At 49.3% G+C, this 18205-nt stretch carries 16 protein-coding genes; 9 read left to right on the top strand and 7 right to left on the bottom strand.

Annotated features, from left to right (window positions below; all coding sequences use genetic code 11):
• Positions 1-50 precede the first annotated feature (50 nt).
• A complete protein-coding gene (gene pyrF / locus NF347_RS05610; RefSeq protein ID WP_107681619.1) occupies positions 51-878 on the bottom strand; it encodes an orotidine-5'-phosphate decarboxylase in 828 nt (275 codons plus the stop codon).
• An 18-nt stretch (positions 879-896) separates the two neighbouring features.
• Positions 897-2006 (bottom strand): peptide chain release factor 1, encoded by a 1110-nt coding sequence (prfA, locus tag NF347_RS05605; protein ID WP_107681620.1) that lies wholly within the window; start codon positions 2004-2006, stop codon positions 897-899.
• Positions 2007-2211: 205 nt separating this feature from the next.
• On the opposite strand from prfA, the gene NF347_RS05600 reads away from it, so the two are divergent.
• The 7 genes from NF347_RS05600 to lysA all read left to right on the top strand — a co-directional run bounded on the left by NF347_RS05600 (position 2212) and on the right by lysA (position 11429).
• A complete protein-coding gene (locus tag NF347_RS05600; RefSeq protein WP_161553835.1) occupies positions 2212-3561 on the top strand; it encodes a trigger factor in 1350 nt (449 codons plus the stop codon).
• A gap of 198 nt (positions 3562-3759) precedes the next feature.
• A complete protein-coding gene (clpP, locus tag NF347_RS05595) occupies positions 3760-4434 on the top strand; it encodes an ATP-dependent Clp endopeptidase proteolytic subunit ClpP (protein WP_107034762.1) in 675 nt (224 codons plus the stop codon).
• Between the two features lie 65 nt (positions 4435-4499).
• Positions 4500-5756, top strand: a complete 1257-nt coding sequence (gene clpX, locus NF347_RS05590) for an ATP-dependent Clp protease ATP-binding subunit ClpX (protein WP_107034912.1) — start codon at positions 4500-4502, stop codon at positions 5754-5756.
• Between the two features lie 99 nt (positions 5757-5855).
• Positions 5856-8036, top strand: coding sequence for a DNA helicase RecQ (recQ, locus tag NF347_RS05585; RefSeq protein ID WP_107034761.1), 2181 nt, complete (start codon positions 5856-5858; stop codon positions 8034-8036).
• Between the two features lie 30 nt (positions 8037-8066).
• Complete coding sequence (locus NF347_RS05580) at positions 8067-8735, top strand: cell division ATP-binding protein FtsE (protein WP_107034760.1); 669 nt, start codon at positions 8067-8069, stop codon at positions 8733-8735.
• A 211-nt stretch (positions 8736-8946) separates the two neighbouring features.
• The gene (locus NF347_RS05575) at positions 8947-10272 is read left to right on the top strand and encodes an aspartate kinase (RefSeq protein ID WP_107034759.1); all 1326 of its coding nucleotides are present in this window, start codon (positions 8947-8949) and stop codon (positions 10270-10272) included.
• Positions 10273-10277: 5 nt separating this feature from the next.
• The gene (gene lysA, locus NF347_RS05570; protein ID WP_107034758.1) at positions 10278-11429 is read left to right on the top strand and encodes a diaminopimelate decarboxylase; all 1152 of its coding nucleotides are present in this window, start codon (positions 10278-10280) and stop codon (positions 11427-11429) included.
• 88 nt (positions 11430-11517) lie between these two features.
• Here lysA and NF347_RS05565 read toward each other — a convergent pair whose 3' ends face one another.
• The 3 genes from NF347_RS05565 to NF347_RS05555 are packed head-to-tail and all read right to left on the bottom strand — an operon-like array spanning position 11518 to position 13748.
• On the bottom strand, positions 11518-12417 hold the full coding sequence (locus NF347_RS05565) for a carbon-nitrogen hydrolase (protein WP_107034757.1): 900 nt from the start codon (positions 12415-12417) through the stop codon (positions 11518-11520).
• A 46-nt stretch (positions 12418-12463) separates the two neighbouring features.
• On the bottom strand, positions 12464-13519 hold the full coding sequence (locus tag NF347_RS05560) for an agmatine deiminase family protein (protein ID WP_107034756.1): 1056 nt from the start codon (positions 13517-13519) through the stop codon (positions 12464-12466).
• Entirely contained in the window at positions 13506-13748 is a 243-nt protein-coding gene (locus NF347_RS05555) for a hypothetical protein (RefSeq protein ID WP_107034755.1), read from the bottom strand. Before NF347_RS05555 ends, NF347_RS05560 begins: the two co-directional genes overlap by 14 nt.
• Positions 13749-14739: 991 nt before the next feature.
• Here NF347_RS05555 and NF347_RS05550 point away from each other — a divergent pair.
• A complete protein-coding gene (locus NF347_RS05550) occupies positions 14740-15309 on the top strand; it encodes a helix-turn-helix domain-containing protein (protein ID WP_133165453.1) in 570 nt (189 codons plus the stop codon).
• A 45-nt stretch (positions 15310-15354) separates the two neighbouring features.
• On the opposite strand, the gene NF347_RS05545 is transcribed toward NF347_RS05550, so the two are convergent.
• Together NF347_RS05545 and NF347_RS05540 are read right to left on the bottom strand one after the other, a co-directional pair.
• A complete protein-coding gene (locus NF347_RS05545; RefSeq protein WP_107034753.1) occupies positions 15355-16263 on the bottom strand; it encodes a dihydroorotate dehydrogenase in 909 nt (302 codons plus the stop codon).
• Positions 16254-17045, bottom strand: coding sequence for a dihydroorotate dehydrogenase electron transfer subunit (locus tag NF347_RS05540; protein ID WP_107034752.1), 792 nt, complete (start codon positions 17043-17045; stop codon positions 16254-16256). The genes NF347_RS05545 and NF347_RS05540 overlap by 10 nt, the downstream gene beginning before the upstream one ends.
• Positions 17046-17135: 90 nt before the next feature.
• On the opposite strand from NF347_RS05540, the gene NF347_RS05535 reads away from it, so the two are divergent.
• Positions 17136-18170 (top strand): alpha/beta hydrolase, encoded by a 1035-nt coding sequence (locus NF347_RS05535; protein ID WP_161553793.1) that lies wholly within the window; start codon positions 17136-17138, stop codon positions 18168-18170.
• Positions 18171-18205 lie beyond the last annotated feature (35 nt).

Here is an 18205-nt window from a genome sequence, read left to right as displayed (position 1 = left end):
TGTCGTTTCGTTTATGGTAATATTACGTGGCAAATATACTTATTGTTTTCTTAAACTGAAAACTTTTTGAGTTCTTCGGCCATCTGCTGTTGCAGTTTTTTAGCCTCTTCGGCAGCTCTTTGGGCGAAGTCTGGTCCATCGGAGGCGAATATTATTCCGCGCGACGAGTTGACCAGCAGGCCGCAGTCGGATGTCATGCCGTAGCGACATACTTCCTCAAGGCTACCTCCCTGGGCTCCGACTCCCGGTACGAGGAGGAAGTTGTCGGGAGCCAGACGTCGTATGTCCTCGAACATGCGTCCTTGTGTGGCGCCGACCACATACATCATTGATTCGGGAGATGCCCATCGGCTTGAGGTTGTTATGACTTTTTCGAACAGGCGAGTGCCGTCGGTGTCCTCTGTGAGCTGGAAGTCGTGTGATCCTTTGTTGGATGTGAGTGCGAGTAGTACCACCCATTTTCCTTCGTAGCCTAAGAACGGTGTGACGCTGTCCTCGCCCATATATGGGGCGACGGTCACGGCATCGACTCCCAGATGTTCGAAGAAGCTTTGTGCATACATGCGCGATGTGTTGCCGATGTCGCCTCGCTTGGCGTCGGCGATTATGAACTGGTCGGGATAGTGTTCGCGCAGATAGTTCACTGTCTTTTCGAAGGCGATCCAGCCCTCGGTGCCGAGAGATTCGTAAAATGCGAGATTCGGCTTATATGCCACGGCGTATGGGGCTGTGGCGTCAATGATCTGGCGGTTAAATTCAAACAGTGGATTTTCGCAGTCAAGCAGGTGCTGTGGTATTTTTTTGATATCGGGATCCAGCCCTACGCATAGAAATGACTGTTTGCTTTTTATGTTGTCGATCAATTGTTTGCGCGTCATATATAATCGTTGTTTTGGTTAAAGTTCGGATTCTTTTAGTTTTTCGGCGTTTTCAGCCACAATAAGGGCGTCGATACAGTGCTGTATGTCGCCGTCGATAAATCCCGCAAGGTTGTAGGAGGTATAATTGATGCGGTGGTCAGTCATGCGTCCCTGCGGGAAATTATAGGTGCGTATTTTGGCTGATCTGTCGCCTGTCGACACCAGCGACCGGCGTTGTGAGGCTATGTCGTCGTCATATTTCTGACGTTCGCGGTCGTATATGTAGGTGCGAAGACGGGAGAGTGCCCGTTCTTTGTTTTTGGGTTGATCGCGCGTTTCGGTGCATTCGATCAGGATTTCCTCGCTTTCGCCTGTGTTTGGGTTTCTCCAATGGTAGCGTAGGCGCACTCCGGATTCCACTTTGTTGACGTTCTGTCCGCCGGCTCCTCCGCTACGGAATGTGTCCCATTTTATTTCACCTTCATTTATAACGACGTCGAATGGCTCTGCTTCAGGCAGCACCGCAACGGTGGCAGCCGATGTGTGTATGCGGCCTTGTGTTTCGGTTGCCGGCACTCTTTGGACGCGATGCACTCCGCTCTCGTATTTCAGAGTGCCGTAGACGTTGTCGCCGCTTACTCGGACTATGACCTCCTTGAAACCTCCCGATGGGCCTTCGCTGGCCGACAGTAGTTCGGCGGTCCAGTGCCGCGACTCAATATAGTGGGCGTACATTTTGAGGAGATCGCCTGCAAACAGTGCGGCTTCATCTCCACCTGTTCCGGCACGTATCTCAAGCATGGCATTGCGGCAGTCGGCCGGATCAGCCGGTATGAGCAGCAGTTTTATGGTTTCTTCCAATGCGGGGATTTGCTCCTCTATTGATGCGATCTCGATTTTGGCCCAGCCGCGCAATTCAGGATCGGATTCCGAAGCGAGTATATTTTTAGCATCGTCAAGATCCGACAGCGCCGTGCGGTATTGTCGCGCGGCATCAGTCAGTTTCTGAAGTTCACGGTATTCCTTAGACAGACGCACATATCGCTCTCTGTCAGCGATCACATCCGGATCAGTGATGAGAGTGGCTGTTTCCTCGAAGCGCGATTCAATGCCGTCGAGCTTGTCAAGTAGAGGGTTTTCTGCCATGGTGGAATCTCTTGAATTTTTGGCGAAATTAGTAAAATTCCACGATAATATCAACCGGAATATAAAGATTGGGATATGCAAAGTGTGAAAATTGAATAAAATTGGGCGACGGATTGCGGATTATTCCCTTTTTTGGTAATTTTGCATTTCAGTTATTGAAAAATCAATTTACTTACATACATAACGTAGATTTATGAACGTAACCATGCAAAAGACTGACGCTGTCAGCGCACGCCTGACGGTGAATGTCGAAGAGAACGATTACAAGGATACCGTTGTCAAGAAGCTCAAGGAGATCGGCCGGACCCATCAGATTCCGGGTTTCCGCAAAGGACACGTAGCCATCGCCGATCTGCACCGCCGTTTCGGGGCTGATGTCACAAGCGATGTGATCAATCACGACGTGTTTGAGGCTGTCATGAAATATATCGATGACAATAAGCTCAATGTTCTCGGCCAGCCTGTGCCTGTCGAGGTGAAGGCACTCGATTTCAAGAAAGAGAAAGATTTCACCTTTGAATATGATATGGCTCTCGCTCCCGAACTTGACGTGAAGATCGACAAGGATGAGCATATACCTTATTATACTATCGAGGTGACCGATGAGATGGTCGACGAGCAGGATAAGGCTTTCCGCAAGCGTTTCGGCGCACAGGTGCCTGGCGAGGAGTTTGAGGATGACGCTCTGGTGAAGGGCGCTATAGAGCAGCTTGACGAGAACGGTAATGTTATCGAAGGCGAAGGCGCGATTCAGGTGACCAACGGCATCGTAGCTCCGATGTATTTCAAGTCGGACGATCAGAAGGATCTCTTCAAGGGAGCGAAAGTCGGTGACAAGATCACTTTCAATCCCTGGATGACCTGTAATGGTGATCCGACCGAGATGTCATCGATGCTGCAGGTAGACAAAGCTAAGGTGGCCGACCTTCACAATGATTTCCGTTTCACCATCTCTGAAATTATTGTGGTAAGACCCGCTGAACTCAATCAGGAGTTCTTTGATCAGGTGTTCGGCAAGGACAAGGTGAGCGATGAAGCCGGCTACCGCAATGCTATCCGCGAGATGATCGCCGGAGAGCTGAAGCAGAATTCGGAAATGGTGTTCCGCATGTCGGCACGCAAATATTTCCTCGAGAAGTACGGATCGATGGAGCTGCCTGCCGCAATACTGAAGAAGTGGCTCATAATGCGTAACGAAGGTCTCAACGACAGCAATATCGATGAGGAATACGGTCGCATGGAGCCGGATCTCAAGTGGCAGCTGGTGAAGGAGAATATAGCCCAGAAGCTTGAGGTGAAAATAGAGGAATCGGATCTGATCGATATGGCCAAAGGTATCGCAGCCCGTCAGTTCGCCCAGTATGGCATGACCAATATTGATGACGAAACTCTGACCAATTACGCCAAAAACATTCTGGCCGACAAGAACTACCGTCCGCGTCTTGTGGAACAGTGCGGTGATTTCAAGCTGTTCCAGAGCATTGAGAACGGTGTGACTCTCGACTGTGAAACCGTAAGCCTTGACAAGTTCAAGGAGATAGCGTCTACAATCTGATGAGATCGGCCGGAAAGGCCGTCGGATGTCATAATAATGACGGGATTCCCCATCGCAAAAGGGGAGTCCCGTCAGTGTTTTTAGTCGTTAAACTAATGATGCTGTTTCAAAAAAAACATCTTAAACTTGCAATTCAGCCAAAATCTTACTAACTTTGATAAAGAATTTACAAGAAGGAAAAGATTGAACACAGAGAATATGAAAAATGATTTCAGAGATTATGCCGTGAAGCATCTCGGCATGAACCAGCTCGCGCTCGACAAGTATGCTGCGACTATCACGTCGAGCTATATCTCTCCGACCATTATAGAGGAGCGTCAGCTTAATGTGGCCCAGATGGACGTATTCTCACGTCTGATGATGGATCGCATTATATTTCTAGGCACTGATGTTAACGACTATACGGCCAATGTGATACAAGCGCAGCTGCTTTATCTTGACTCGGCTGATCCGGGCAAGGATATCAGCATATATATCAATTCTCCGGGCGGCTCTGTGTATGCCGGTCTTGGAATATACGACACTATGCAGTATGTGTCGAGCGATGTTGCCACAATCTGTACCGGCATGGCGGCGTCGATGGCTGCGGTGCTGCTTGTGGCCGGGGCTAAGGGTAAGCGCTTTGCTCTGCGTCACTCGCGGGTAATGATACACCAGCCTATGGGTGGCGCTCAAGGACAGGCCTCGGACATCGAGATTACGGCGCGTGAGATACAAAAACTCAAGAAGGAACTGTACACTATCATTGCCGATCACTCGGGGATGAGCTATGACAGGGTGGCGCAGGACTCCGACCGTGATTACTGGATGACGGCCGAAGAGGCTCGGAACTATGGCATGATTGACGAGGTGCTTGTAAAGGCCAAGCATTGATCGAGTTTCAGAAGTGAGCGTCTAGAATGACGCCGCTGGATTTTCAAAAAACACCAGAAGACAAAATGGCTAAGAAGAACCAGATAAAATGTGCTTTCTGCGGCCGGCCGGCTGAGGCTTCGGAGGTGCTTGTACCAAGTCCGGTATCGGATACACATATATGCTCTGAATGTGTGGAGCAGATCAATGAGGCTCTTGCGCAGTACCGTCAGGATGTGCTCGGGCAAAAGCCGTCGAAATCCAAGCCCGACAATAGAGAGTCGATGGACAATGTTCCTAAGCCTAAGGAAATATGCGAGTTTCTTAACAGCTATGTAATAGGTCAGGACGCAGCTAAGAAATATCTGTCGGTAGCAGTCTACAATCACTACAAGCGTCTGGCGCAACACAATGACGACGTAGATATAGAAAAGAGCAATATAATACTTGTCGGACCGACCGGTACAGGCAAGACTCTTTTGGCCAAAACGATAGCGAGAATGCTTGATGTTCCGTTCACTATAGTCGACGCCACGGTGCTTACCGAGGCCGGCTATGTGGGAGAGGATATTGAAAGCCTTCTCACGCGTCTGCTGCAGGCCGCTGACTATGACGTGGAGAGAGCGCAGAAAGGCATCGTGTTTATTGACGAAATCGATAAGATCGCACGCAAGGGCGACAATCCCTCGATTACTCGCGATGTGAGCGGAGAGGGCGTACAGCAGGGTTTGCTGAAGCTTCTCGAAGGATCGGTTGTCAATGTTCCGCCTCAGGGAGGACGCAAGCACCCGGAGCAGAAGATGATACCTGTCGACACGAAAAACATACTGTTTATATGCGGAGGTGCTTTCGATGGCATAGAACGCAAGATTGCGCAACGGCTTAACACGCATGTGGTAGGATATTCCAATAATACCGCGCGCGGAAATATCAAGCGCGATAACTTCCTGCAATATGTGGCTCCCCAGGATCTGAAATCATTCGGACTCATTCCTGAGATCATAGGCCGATTGCCGATATTGACCCATCTTGAGCCGCTCGACCGCGAAGCTTTGCGCCGCGTGCTCACCGAGCCTAAAAACGCGATTATCAAGCAATATGAGAAACTGTTTGATATGGATGGCGTGAAACTGGTCTTTGCGCCGGAAGCTCTTGATCTTATCGTCGACAAGGCCATAGAATACAAGCTTGGCGCACGCGGATTACGTTCGATCGTGGAGTCTATCATGACCGATGCCATGTTTGATGTGCCTTCAAGCGATCTAAAGGAGTTTGAGGTGACTGCAGAGTATGCCCTTGACAAACTTCGTCAGGCAAATTTCGAAACAGCCACATTCAAGTAACCTCCCGATTATCCTTAAACCGCTCCTCACAAACCAACGTAGAACTAAACCAATTGTCAAAGCGAACAGTAAATAATATCAATCCCTCACATTCCTTCCATGACTCATCCAACCCTCCTCGCTGAAGCTCTCAAACATCATTTCGGCTTCGACACATTCAAAGGCAATCAGGAAGCTATAATGCAGAGCCTGCTTGACGGCAATGACACTTTTGTGCTTATGCCTACAGGCGGTGGAAAATCATTGTGTTTTCAATTGCCGTCACTACTCATGGAAGGAACGGCCATCGTGATATCCCCGCTCATCGCGCTGATGAAAAATCAGGTCGATGCCATGCGTAATTTCAGCGAAGAGGATGATGTGGCTCATTTTCTGAACTCGTCGCTCAATCGTGCGGCCATAGACAAAGTAAAAGCCGATGTGGCTTCTGGAAAGACTAAGCTGTTGTATGTGGCGCCGGAATCGTTGACCAAAGAGGAAAATATCGAGTTTCTTAAAACCGTAAAGATATCATTTTATGCTGTTGACGAGGCACACTGCATCTCTGAATGGGGTCATGACTTCCGTCCGGAATATCGTCGTATACGACCTATTATCAACGAGATCGGCAAGCGTCCTGTAATAGCACTGACGGCTACGGCGACTCTTAAGGTGCAGCATGATATACAGAAAAATCTGGCGATGCTTGACGCACGTGTGTTCAAGTCGTCGTTCAATCGTGAAAACCTATATTACGAGATTCGACCAAAGACGCCGACTGTAGACCGTGATATAATCAAGTTTATCAAGAATAACGAGGGCAAATCCGGTATCATCTACTGCTTGAGCCGTAAAAAAGTGGAAGAACTGGCTGAAATGCTGCAGGTGAACAATATCAAGGCGTTGCCCTATCACGCCGGCATGGACGGTCAGACCCGTTCGGAAAACCAGGATGCATTTCTGCATGAGAAGGTTGATGTCATAGTGGCTACAATAGCTTTCGGCATGGGTATCGACAAGCCTGATGTAAGGTTTGTCATACACTACGATATGCCCAAAAGCCTAGAGGGATATTATCAGGAGACAGGACGAGCTGGCCGTGACGGAGGCGAAGGAAAGTGTATAACATTCTATGCTGCTAAGGATCTGCAGAAGATGGAAAAATTCATGCAGAACAAGCCTCTGTCGGAGCAGACCATCGGACGGCAACTGCTGCTGGAAACCGCCGGATATGCCGAGTCGAGTCTGTGCCGTCGAAAGTCGCTGTTGCATTATTTCGGCGAAGAATACAAGCCTGAAAACTGCGGGAGCTGCGACAATTGTCTAAACCCAAAGAAAAAAGTGGAAGCAAAAGATGAATTGTGTGCTGTCATAGAAACGGTGGCGGCGCTTAAAGAGAAATTCAAGGCTGACCATATAGTCGATGTCATGCGGGGCAAACGTACTGCTGATGTCAGAAATCTCGGACATGACGAACTGGAGTTGTTTGGATGTACCGAAAAATCTGATCAGAAATTTCTGTCGGCAGTGATCCGACAGGCTGTAATAGCCGGATATCTTGAGCGTGACATTGAAAACTATGGCTTGCTCAAACTTACTCCCAAGGCAAAGAAATTTCTTAACAAGCCGGAGTCGTTCAAAATTGTGGAAGACCGTGAATTTAATGAGGAGGAAGAGGTCGAGGTGCTTAAGAGTGGCGCCGGATGTGCTGCCGACCCCGAACTGTATTCCATTCTAAAGGATCTCCGCAAGAAGATAGCCCGTCAGAATTCGTTGCCCCCTTACGTTATATTCCAGGATCCTTCACTTGAGGCTATGGCAACCACGTATCCGGTGAATATCGAGGAACTTGCCGGGATAGCGGGCGTCGGTGCAGGAAAGGCTCGTCGCTACGGCAAGGAATTTGTGGAGGTGATCCGCCGGCATGTCGAAGAAAATGATATAGACCGTCCGGAAGATCTTGTAGTACGCAGTCTTGCCAACAAAAGCAAGGTGAAGATTTCGATCATTCATGCGATAGACCGTAAGATAGATCTCAATGAGATAGCGGATTCGAAGGGTATGGAGTTTGACGAACTGCTCGATGAGATCGAGTCGATAGTCAACTCCGGCACTAAGATAAATATCAATTATTATATTGACGAGATGCTCGACGAGGATCAGCAGGACGAGATTTTCGACTGGTTTAAGCAGAGTGAGAGCGGTATGCTTGAAGAGGCCTATCAAGAGTTTGGCAGCGACTATTCGGAGGAAGAAATCAGGCTCATGCGCATAAAGTTTATCTCTGATATGGGATACTGATATTAAACGATAATCACGATAGTCAGGATAATGGAGAAAATCATAGACTATAAAGGTGTAGAACTCCATCGTAAGGAGCTGATAGTGTTGAAAAACGTTGACTTTACGCTGGAAGAAGGGGAGTTCGTGTATCTGATCGGAAAGGTAGGCAGTGGCAAAAGCTCGTTGCTGAAATCCATGTATGCCGAGATTCCTGTAGCTGCCGGTCATGCCGAGGTGCTTGGATATGACCTACGTACACTCCGTCGGCGTGATATCCCGATGCTCCGCCGCAAGATCGGCATAGTGTTTCAGGATTTTCAGCTACTGACCGATCGCAGTGTCTATGACAATCTTCGCTTTGTGCTTGATGCCACCGGATGGAACGACCGGCATGAGATAGACGCACGTATCGAGGAGGTTCTGACCGAAGTGGGAATGCTGACAAAGTCATATAAGATGCCTCATGAGCTTTCGGGGGGTGAGCAGCAGCGCATAGTGATAGCACGGGCGCTGCTCAACCGTCCGCGTCTGATACTTGCCGACGAGCCTACCGGAAATCTTGATCCGGCTACGAGTGAACAGATCGTCAACCGCTTACGCGAAATATCGCGCAAGGGTACGGCCGTTGTGATGGCTACCCACAATCTCGGTTTGGTCGAGGAGATGCCCGGACGTGTGCTCAAATGTGAGCGCAAGGGAATATCCGAATTTGCGTGAATGTATATCTCCGTTGCCACGCCTTCGTGGTAGTGGCCTGAGGAGGGTGAGATGGCAGAAGGTGAGATGGCAGAAGGTGATGAGAAATTGGCAAACACTTGCACCGATACTTGGCGTTTAGGGCTTTTTTGATTACCTTTGTGCCGATAATGCCATAGTATGTTGGCATTTATAGAAAACGAACATTATTAATACATACAATACACATAGGATGAAAGTCTTGAAGTTTGGCGGCACCTCTGTAGGTTCGGCTCAGCGAATAAAAGATGTAGTGGAGCTTATCACTAAGCGTGGCAAGAACATAGTAGTGCTTTCGGCCATGTCGGGAACTACCAATACGCTCGTAGAGATATCCGACTATTTCTACAAGAAGAATCTGACCGGTGCGAAAGAAACCATCAACATGCTTGAGGCCAAATATCGTGCTACGGTCGAAGATCTCTACGCTACCGATGAATACCGTGCCAAAGCATGGCAGGCCATAGAGGAATGCCTCGGCTTTATCCGGTCGTTCAGCAAGCCTATTTTCACTCTTTTTGAAGAGAAGGAGATTCTTGCCCAGGGAGAACTGATGTCGACGGCTCTTATGATCAATTATCTGCACGAACGCGGCATCAATGCGGCCATGCTTCCGGCACTCGAATTCATGCGGACCGACAAGAATGCCGAGCCCGACATGCAGTATATTACTGATAAGATCAACGAGCTTCTGCAGGAAAACTCCGACGCCGACCTATATATCACTCAGGGATATATATGCAAGAACGCATATGGAGAGACCGACAACCTGCAGCGTGGCGGAAGTGACTATACGGCGTCGCTGATAGGTGCGGCCGTCAAGGCAGAGGAGATAGAGATCTGGACAGATATAGACGGAATGCACAACAATGATCCGAGATTTGTGGAAAACACTCAGCCGGTAGGCGAACTGCACTTCGAGGAGGCGGCGGAGCTGGCATATTTCGGAGCCAAGATTCTTCATCCGACATGTGTGCTTCCGGCCAAGCTCAATAATATACCCGTGCGTCTGCTCAACACCATGCAGCCCGAGGCTCACGGTACGCTGATATACAACACGCGGCCGACACGCAAGATCAAGGCTGTGGCAGCAAAAGACAATATCACAGCCATCAAGATCAAGAGCAGCCGAATGCTTCTTGCCTATGGATTCCTGCGTAAAGTGTTTGAGATATTCGAAACACACCGTACGTCGATCGATATGATCGTCACATCTGAGGTGGGCGTGTCGGTGACGATAGACAATGAGCGCAATCTGCATCAGATCATCGAGGATCTCAAGAAGTTCGGCACAGTGACGGTGGATCGCGATATGGTCATCATCTGTGTGGTAGGCGATCTTGAATGGCAGAACCGTGGTTTCGAAGCCGATGTGATCAATGCGCTCCATGATATACCTGTCAGAATGATATCATACGGTGGCAGCAATTACAACATATCGCTTCTGGTAAAGGCGTCCGACAAAGTCCGTGCGCTTAATTTGTTGAGCGCACAGTTGTTTGAAACAAAACCGGAATAATAACAATGAGTATGAAATTTCCGATCGAGCGATTTCGCAAAGCGGCTACTCCGCTGTATTATTACGACATGGAGTTGCTGCAGCAGACACTCGACAAGATCAAGGGATCTGTTTCGCGATATGGTTTCAATGTGCACTATGCGATGAAAGCCAATGCCAATCCGGCTATACTGCGCCGGATTAGCGAGGCCGGATTTGGAGCCGATACGGTCAGCGGTGGAGAGATCGCGGCAGCCATTAACGCCGGTTTCAAGGCTGAGGACATAGTTTTTGCCGGCGTTGGAAAAACCGATGGCGAGATACTGCTTGGACTGCGTGAGGGTATAGGATGCTTTAATGTGGAATCGGCCCAGGAGCTCGAGATTATTGAGCAGCTTGCTCTTGAGGAAAGAAAGGTGGCGCGTGTGGCACTGCGGATCAATCCGAACATCGATGCTCATACCCATCACTATATCACAACAGGTCTGGAAGAAAATAAATTTGGTCTTGATATCAGTGTGGTGCCGCAGATGATACAAAAGTGCATGCAGTCGAAGGCGCTGTCATTTGTCGGACTGCATTTCCATATCGGATCCCAGATAACGACTCTGGAGCCTTACCGTATGCTTTGTGAACGCATCAATGCCATACAGAATGATCTGGAGCAACAGGGTATGACTTCGATAAAATCAATAAATGTAGGGGGCGGACTGGGTGTTGATTATGATGATCCCGACAAGCATCCGATAGCTGATTTCGATCCGTATTTCGCACTTTTCCATAATCATCTGAAGCTCCGTGACGGACAGCAGCTTCATTTTGAGCTGGGCAGGGCTGTCGTGGCTCAGTGCGGGTCGCTGATTACACGTGTGATCTACGTCAAGGAAGGAATTGGCAAGCGATTTGCCATCGTCGACGCCGGCATGACTGACCTCATACGTCCGGCATTGTATCAGGCACATCATAAAATAGAGAATCTGACAGGCGCAGGCCGGGAACTCAGACAATATGATGTGGTCGGACCGATATGCGAGTCAAGCGACGTTTTCGGTCACGATGAGATGTTGCCTGAAGTGCACCGCGGCGATCTGATCGCGCTTCGCTCGGCCGGAGCCTATGGCGAAGTTATGGCTTCGCGATACAATCTGCGCAGTCTGCCAGGATGTATTGCGGAGTGACTGACTGACCGATAAACTAAAAAACAGACCGGAACCGGTTGCGATTGAATCGCTATACCGGCTCCGGTCTGTTTATGTCTTGATCAGTTCATTCTGTCGCGATATAGCGGCGCAGCAGTCCGTCGTAGGCATCTATGCGCCTGTCGCGCAGAAATGGCCACCAGCGGCGCACTTGTTCGCTCCGATGCATGTCGACACTGATGATTTGCGTGCATTCCTGATCTGTCGGCGCTTCGAAGAGCAGTTCGCCCTGCGGACCGGCTATGAAGCTGCTTCCCCAGAACTGTATGCCGCCGGTCGCCGCCGACGGATCGGCTTCATGGCCGACCCGGTTGACGGTCACGACCGGGAGTCCGTTGGCCACGGCATGGCCACGCTGTACAGTCATCCATGCCTGACGCTGGCGCTCCTGTTCGTCGGGAGTGTCGGTCGACTCCCATCCTATGGCTGTAGGGTATATCAGCAGCTCGGCGCCGGCAAGAGCCATAAGGCGTGCCGCTTCGGGAAACCATTGATCCCAGCATACGAGGATGCCCAGACGTCCGATCGAAGTGTCAATCGGTCTGAATCCGAGATCGCCTGGCGTGAAATAAAATTTCTCATAATATGCGGGGTCGTCGGGGATATGCATTTTACGGTATCGTCCGGCCTCGGAGCCGTCGGTGTCGAATACGATCGCAGTGTTGTGGCAAAGGCCGGGGGCGCGGCGTTCAAACAAAGATACGACGAGTACTATCCCATGTCGTTTTGCCAGATCTGAATAGAAGTGGCAGACTTCGTTTTCTTGATTGATGCCGACGGCCAGATCGAAGCATTCCACGGATTCTGTCTGACAGAAATACAATGTGTCATGCAGTTCCTGGTTGACGATCAGTTTTGCGCCGTTAGCGGCGAGCTGTCCTACTGCTTCGGCAAGACGACGTCGGTTGTCGGCGATATCGGCTGTCTTGGATTGCTGTATTATTCCTATTTCAAGTGTTGACTTCATAAGCTGATAATTGATAGTGGGTGTGGTAACCTTCGTTTTGCCACTCTTATATACCGGTGTTATTGATGAGCTGGCGGGGTATCTGCATTGTAGCGCAATGCAATGATCCGTGCTGCTCTACAAGCACACTGCAGTCGATCCCGATGACCTGACGTGCATACACTCGTTCGAGGATTTGCGCAGCTTCGGTGTCGAGATCGGACTGATTGTATGTCGGCATCAGTATGGCTGACGGGGTGACGAGATAATTGCAATATGTTGCAGGAAGCGGATCGCCGTTGTCATCTTTCATCGGTCGAGGCAGCGGCAACTCCACCAGCGTGTATGGTTTGCCTCGGTCGGTCGTGAATGTGGCCAGCTGCGCCCGCATCTTCAGCAGGCCGTCGCGTTGCGATCCTTTGATTTCGCCGGCGCCGGTGTAGACAATCGTGTCGGCGGAAGCGAGGCGAGCCAGTGTGTCGATATGGCTGTCGGTGTCATCGCCGTCGAGTCCGCCATGGTCCAGCCACAGCACCCTTTTTGCTCCAAGTTTTTTGACTAAAGCCAGCTCTACAGCCGCCCGGTCAAGATCGCCGTTGCGGTTGGGCGATAGCAGGCAGCGCGATGTGGTGAGTATCGTCCCTTGCCCGTCGCTCTCGATTGAGCCGCCTTCCAGAACAAATCCAAGCTGGTTCTCATAACCGCCGCCTATGATTCCTGCATTATGTAGCGCTGAAGTGACAAGATTGTCGCGGTCAGCTGCAAACTTTAACCCCCAGCCGTTGAACTTGAAGTCGCAGACTATCCATTTGTGGTTCTCTTTAACGGTTATCTGGCCATAGTCGCGTGTCCATGTGTCATTGGTCATGAAGTTAAAGGGCACGACCGATTTCGCAACATCCGAAGGAAGTGATCGTCTGATCTCATCAGCGTCGGGGTGGACTATCAATACCGGTATTTCGAGGGAGGCGAGTGCTTCAGTTATATCTCGGTAGCAACGGTCGACCCGGTCTAATATCGGCATCCAGTCTGTATCGGCATGTGGCCACGCGAGCAATACAGCGGGAGCGTATGCGCCTTCAGGCGGTAGAATTCGATGTAGTATGGTTTCAGAAGTTGTCATCGTCGTTGTCATTCAGTGTCTGCCAAACATCATCCTGCGAACGGATGACCTCCTCGCAATAATCCTTAAAACCGTTCTTCTCGGAACTGCCTACCATGTGGCACCATTCGCGGTAAGCATCATGGAGATCTTTGTCTTCATGGATGTTTTTTTTGAATTCCGACTCAGCTATGTCAATGCTGCCATATTGACTTAGATAGTGGCCGAAAAGTTCCGTGATGTCATTCATGTCTTGATAGCATAAAATGCTTTGATAAGTTTAGAAAAGGGTTGTCCTGTAAGTCCGTGATAAACGGACGTTCAAATTTAATCTTTTGCATTGACATGGGCAAACATCTATGATGAAAAGCATGGCTTTTCTGGAGCGAATCGTCATAACGGAATCTTCAATCGCATCATCAGCGGGATCTTTGGACTATCCTATAGCCTGAGATTTGAAAATGCTCGTCGGAGTACTGAAATGAATTCTAATTTTCAAATCTCAGGAGGTTGTCAGTGGACTGTTATTTGGAAAATTGTCGTAAAATTGAAAGGGGGAGTGGTGCTAATATAGTTGTAATATGGTTAATTTTAACGAAATACACAATCTTTAACCGGAAGGAGCTATCTGTTGAGGGAGTAGTAGTTGTTATAATATTGAGTCCCGAAAAAGATTTCAATCTGCAAATTGGGGATCTAAAACAGTATTGTGTTTGCAAATAGAAACAAAACAATGCAAACGGGAACAAGAGAAGGCTGAGATTTCAAAAGTGAATGATTTTCGATTGCAAATACCGCTATTTACAAATGTAACAACAACGGGAATTTAGAGTTGCAATAGCCAAAGTGATGCATTTCTAAATCAATCTCTGTAATTCACAAATGCAGTTAAGATCTCTGCGAATAGCTGTTAACAAATATTGTGCAGGTAGCTGTTTTGCTTGAAAATCATGCGAATTACGTTAAAAATATAAACAATCTCTTCAATAAATTCACCAGAATTATTGATTGATGTGCGTATTTCGGTTTGATTCATTAAGTTATGTTACTGAATGTCATACTTATACATGTCAATATATGTAGTGATGCTTTAATATATTACGTCGCGGGTTGTGTGCTGTTGGATTGTGGATGTAAACATCGTTTGCGAAATAAAATAACAGCGTGCGTAAAATGAAATTTGCATTATTCAAAATGTGTGATTATATTTGCATCATCGAATAATGCAAACACAAATTCAGATGGACATCGTTGCAAGACTAAATTCCTTTATTAACCAGCTGGGAATGCCTATAACTCAGGTGGCTGACAGCTGTGGTATTCCGCGTCCTTCCATGACGCAGTTGTTAAAAGGTCGCAACCAGAAGATCAGTGATGATGTGTTGCGTAAACTTCATGTGCGTTTCCCACGGCTTAACATTCTGTGGTTGCTGTGTGGCGAGGGAGATATGCTGCTTGGTGGAAATAATGAAACCTCAGAGGCTCAACCAGGGAGTGAAATGGACGCTGAAGCAGCAGAATTGTCTGTAAATCAGATGTCGCAACAGACAATAGATTTCGGTAATAAATCTTCGTCAGCTGATACTGTTTTAGCAGATTTCGGCTCTACGGTGGATGATAGCTCTGTGGCGTTTGAAAACAGTGGTGTGAACGTTGACGAAAAAGTATCGCCGGTATCCGCAAATGTGGATAAAAAAACAATCTCCTTCGTCCCCGGTGTGTCAGGGGAGAAGAAGATTGTAAACATTATTATATATTATAACGATAATAGTTTCGAAGCTTTCGTGCCAAAGGATCAGCGGAAGGATTGATTCCGCCGGCGATTCCTGACGCTATTGGAGCGGTAAGGACCGGTTTCAGATTACTCCTATCAGGTCGTTGATATTGTCAACTCCGTGGCATCGGCAATAATCGTCGATGTAGTCAATTACTTTGATAGTTGCCTGTGGGTCTATAAAGTTGGCTGTGCCTATTTCAATAGCTGAGGCACCGGCAAGGATAAACTCAAGTGCGTCGCGTCCGTTCATGATGCCTCCGAGGCCTATTACGGGTATTTTTACGGCCTTTGCGGTCTGCCAAACCATTCTTACGGCCACCGGTCTTACTGCGGGTCCGGAGAGGCCTCCTGTGACAGTCGACAGGCATGGACGACGGCGTTCGACATCCACTGCCATTCCCATGAGTGTGTTGATGAGCGAAACCGCGTCAGCGCCCTCGGCTTCTACTGCCCGGGCTATTTCGGTTATGTCGGTGACATTAGGCGATAGTTTGACAATGACAACTCCCGGAAACGCCTCTCTCACGGCACGTGTGACTGCGGCAGCGCCTTCGGTAGTGGTGCCGAATGCCATGCCTCCCTGTTTGACGTTGGGGCACGATATGTTGATCTCCACGGCATTGATCGAAGTTCTGTCCGCTATTCTGCGGCATACCTCAGCATAATCCTCAGGCGAAGCTCCCGACACATTGACTATGATCTCACTGTCTACGTGTTTTATGCGCGGATAGATGTGGTCGATCATATAGTCGATGCCTTTGTTCTGTAGCCCTACGGCGTTGAGCATGCCCGATGGCGTTTCGGCCATGCGCGGATATGGATTTCCCTCTCGGGCATGCAGTGTGGTGCCTTTGATTATAAAGCCTCCGAGGCGGTTGAGATCTATGAAGTCGGAAAACTCCTCGCCGTAGCCGAATGTGCCCGAAGCCGTAAGCACCGGATTCTTGAGCGTCAGCGATCCTATTCGGGTGGTCAAGTCTACTGCCATGTCAGTTGTGTTATGTTGAATACGGGTCCTTCAGTGCACACGCACACATTGCCTTTCACTGTGTTTTCCACGCAGCATAAGCAGGCGCCGAGTCCACAGGCCATCATGTTTTCGAGTGAAACTTCGCAAGCGACGTTGTTTTGCCGTGCTATGGCGGCCACGGCTTTCATCATCGGAGCCGGTCCGCAGCAATATATGCAGTCGATGTCCTGACTGTCTATTGCCGGATGCTGGGTGACGAGCCCATGAACTCCGGCCGATCCGTCGTCGGTGGCTACATGTACGGTGCCTATGCGTTTGAATTCATCAAGCTCGAGCAGATCGGCGCAGCTGCGCGCTCCAAGCAGAAACTCCGGAGTGTGGCCGCCGCCGGCAAGAGCATGGCCGAGATAAAGCAATGGAGCCACGCCAACACCGCCGCCAACGAGTAGCAGCCTCTTAGGTGTGCTGTTGTTTTCTTCAGGCATTGAGAATCCGTTGCCAAGAGGCAATATGATGTTGAGATGCTCTCCGGTCTTCATTTCGCAGAGCCGTGAAGTGCCCTCTCCGGCGTTTCTGACAAGAAGCCAGAGGGTGTTGTCGCTACGGTCTATGAAGTTGACCGATATCGGTCGGCGCAGAAATGTGTTCGGAGTGTCGGGGACTGCTACCTGTACAAACTGTCCGGGCATGGCTGTAGTCACTTCCGTGCCGTCTGTCGGAGTCAGCTTGAGGAGGGTATATGCCTCCGACAGATGCTGTGCCGATTTGACTGTGAAATCTTTGATTGTTTTTTTTACCATCTGTCTGTTGTGGATTATTGGCGTAAGGCCGATAGTGCAAAATTAAACAAAAAAGATGAAACAATCGTGGTTTTCTGTCGTTGTTTTAATATGGCAATACTACGTCTTTTACACACATTGTTGATCAGGGGTGCCATTGCGCTGGGTCTGTTCGCGGTTTCAACGTCATTGTCGGCTGCCGACTGGCTTCCTGATTCGCTTGGCCGCGGATTCGAAAAAAGCTATGTGGCGCAACCTGATGATTATGCCGGCAGCGTACGGTGCACAGTCGTAAGATACGACGCCCGTGGTGCTGCCGAAAAGTCGCGCAAGGGTGTTCTGTATATCCACGGTTTCAACGACTATTTTTTTCAGAAGGAGATGGCTCAGCAATTCGATTCGCATGGCTACAGGTTTTATGCTGTGGATCTCCGTCGTTACGGTCGGTCGCTCATGCCGGGTCAGAAGCCTTTTCTTGTCAGAAAGATCAGTGAATATTTCGCCGACATAGATTCCGCCATAAGTATCATGACCGATGCCGGCATCGACAGTATAGTCATCATGGGGCATTCCACAGGAGGATTGGTGGCATCGTGTTACATGGAGCACAATCCGCCGACAGCTGTGCATGCGCTGATACTGAACAGTCCGTTTCTGGAATGGAATCTCGCGTTGCCTGCCAGAATACTGGTGCCGGCCATTGCCGGGCTTGGTCGCATTTTCCCTTCTCTGACGATCCCTCAGAGTGGTTCGGTCTATGGCGAAAGCCTTGATGCCCGATGGCATGGGGAGTGGAGTTACAACCGTGCATGGAAACTACATGATTCCTCCGACGTGGATGCCGGATGGATCAGGGCTATCGAACGCGCACAGCTCAGTCTCAAACGGCATCCCTATGCCATCAAAGTGCCGATACTGCTTATGTACTCGGCACGCAGCTACAAGGGCGACAAGTGGACTCCCGAAGCACAGCGGGCCGATGCAGTGCTCGACGTGGCCGACATCCGCCGGGTAGGGATGCGTCTGGGTCATAAGGTGACTCCGCTTGAGGTTGAAGGCGGCATGCACGACCTTATATTGTCTTCGCCGGATGTGAGATATCCGTTATATGACAGAATTTTTGCATGGCTTTCGGAAAATTTATGAACATAATCAGCCGCAACTGTGTTATATTTGTGCAT

This window comes from Paramuribaculum intestinale (assembly GCF_030759015.1).
Classification (GTDB): domain Bacteria; phylum Bacteroidota; class Bacteroidia; order Bacteroidales; family Muribaculaceae; genus Paramuribaculum; species Paramuribaculum intestinale.
Note: the sequence above shows the minus strand (reverse complement) of the source record. Positions and strands in the feature narration are given on the sequence as shown.

Bases quoted from the DNA above. Each gene is read 5' to 3' on its own strand.
- pyrF (WP_107681619.1), bottom strand. From the start codon at position 878: ATGACGCGCAAACAATTGATCGACAACATAAAAAGCAAACAGTCATTT.
- prfA (WP_107681620.1), bottom strand. From the start codon at position 2,006: ATGGCAGAAAACCCTCTACTTGACAAGCTCGACGGCATTGAATCGCGC.
- NF347_RS05600 (WP_161553835.1), top strand. From the start codon at position 2,212: ATGCAAAAGACTGACGCTGTCAGCGCACGCCTGACGGTGAATGTCGAA.
- clpP (WP_107034762.1), top strand. From the start codon at position 3,760: ATGAAAAATGATTTCAGAGATTATGCCGTGAAGCATCTCGGCATGAAC.
- clpX (WP_107034912.1), top strand. From the start codon at position 4,500: ATGGCTAAGAAGAACCAGATAAAATGTGCTTTCTGCGGCCGGCCGGCT.
- recQ (WP_107034761.1), top strand. From the start codon at position 5,856: ATGACTCATCCAACCCTCCTCGCTGAAGCTCTCAAACATCATTTCGGC.
- NF347_RS05580 (WP_107034760.1), top strand. From the start codon at position 8,067: ATGGAGAAAATCATAGACTATAAAGGTGTAGAACTCCATCGTAAGGAG.
- NF347_RS05575 (WP_107034759.1), top strand. From the start codon at position 8,947: ATGAAAGTCTTGAAGTTTGGCGGCACCTCTGTAGGTTCGGCTCAGCGA.
- lysA (WP_107034758.1), top strand. From the start codon at position 10,278: ATGAGTATGAAATTTCCGATCGAGCGATTTCGCAAAGCGGCTACTCCG.
- NF347_RS05565 (WP_107034757.1), bottom strand. From the start codon at position 12,417: ATGAAGTCAACACTTGAAATAGGAATAATACAGCAATCCAAGACAGCC.
- NF347_RS05560 (WP_107034756.1), bottom strand. From the start codon at position 13,519: ATGACAACTTCTGAAACCATACTACATCGAATTCTACCGCCTGAAGGC.
- NF347_RS05555 (WP_107034755.1), bottom strand. From the start codon at position 13,748: ATGAATGACATCACGGAACTTTTCGGCCACTATCTAAGTCAATATGGC.
- NF347_RS05550 (WP_133165453.1), top strand. From the start codon at position 14,740: ATGGACATCGTTGCAAGACTAAATTCCTTTATTAACCAGCTGGGAATG.
- NF347_RS05545 (WP_107034753.1), bottom strand. From the start codon at position 16,263: ATGGCAGTAGACTTGACCACCCGAATAGGATCGCTGACGCTCAAGAAT.
- NF347_RS05540 (WP_107034752.1), bottom strand. From the start codon at position 17,045: ATGGTAAAAAAAACAATCAAAGATTTCACAGTCAAATCGGCACAGCAT.
- NF347_RS05535 (WP_161553793.1), top strand. From the start codon at position 17,136: ATGGCAATACTACGTCTTTTACACACATTGTTGATCAGGGGTGCCATT.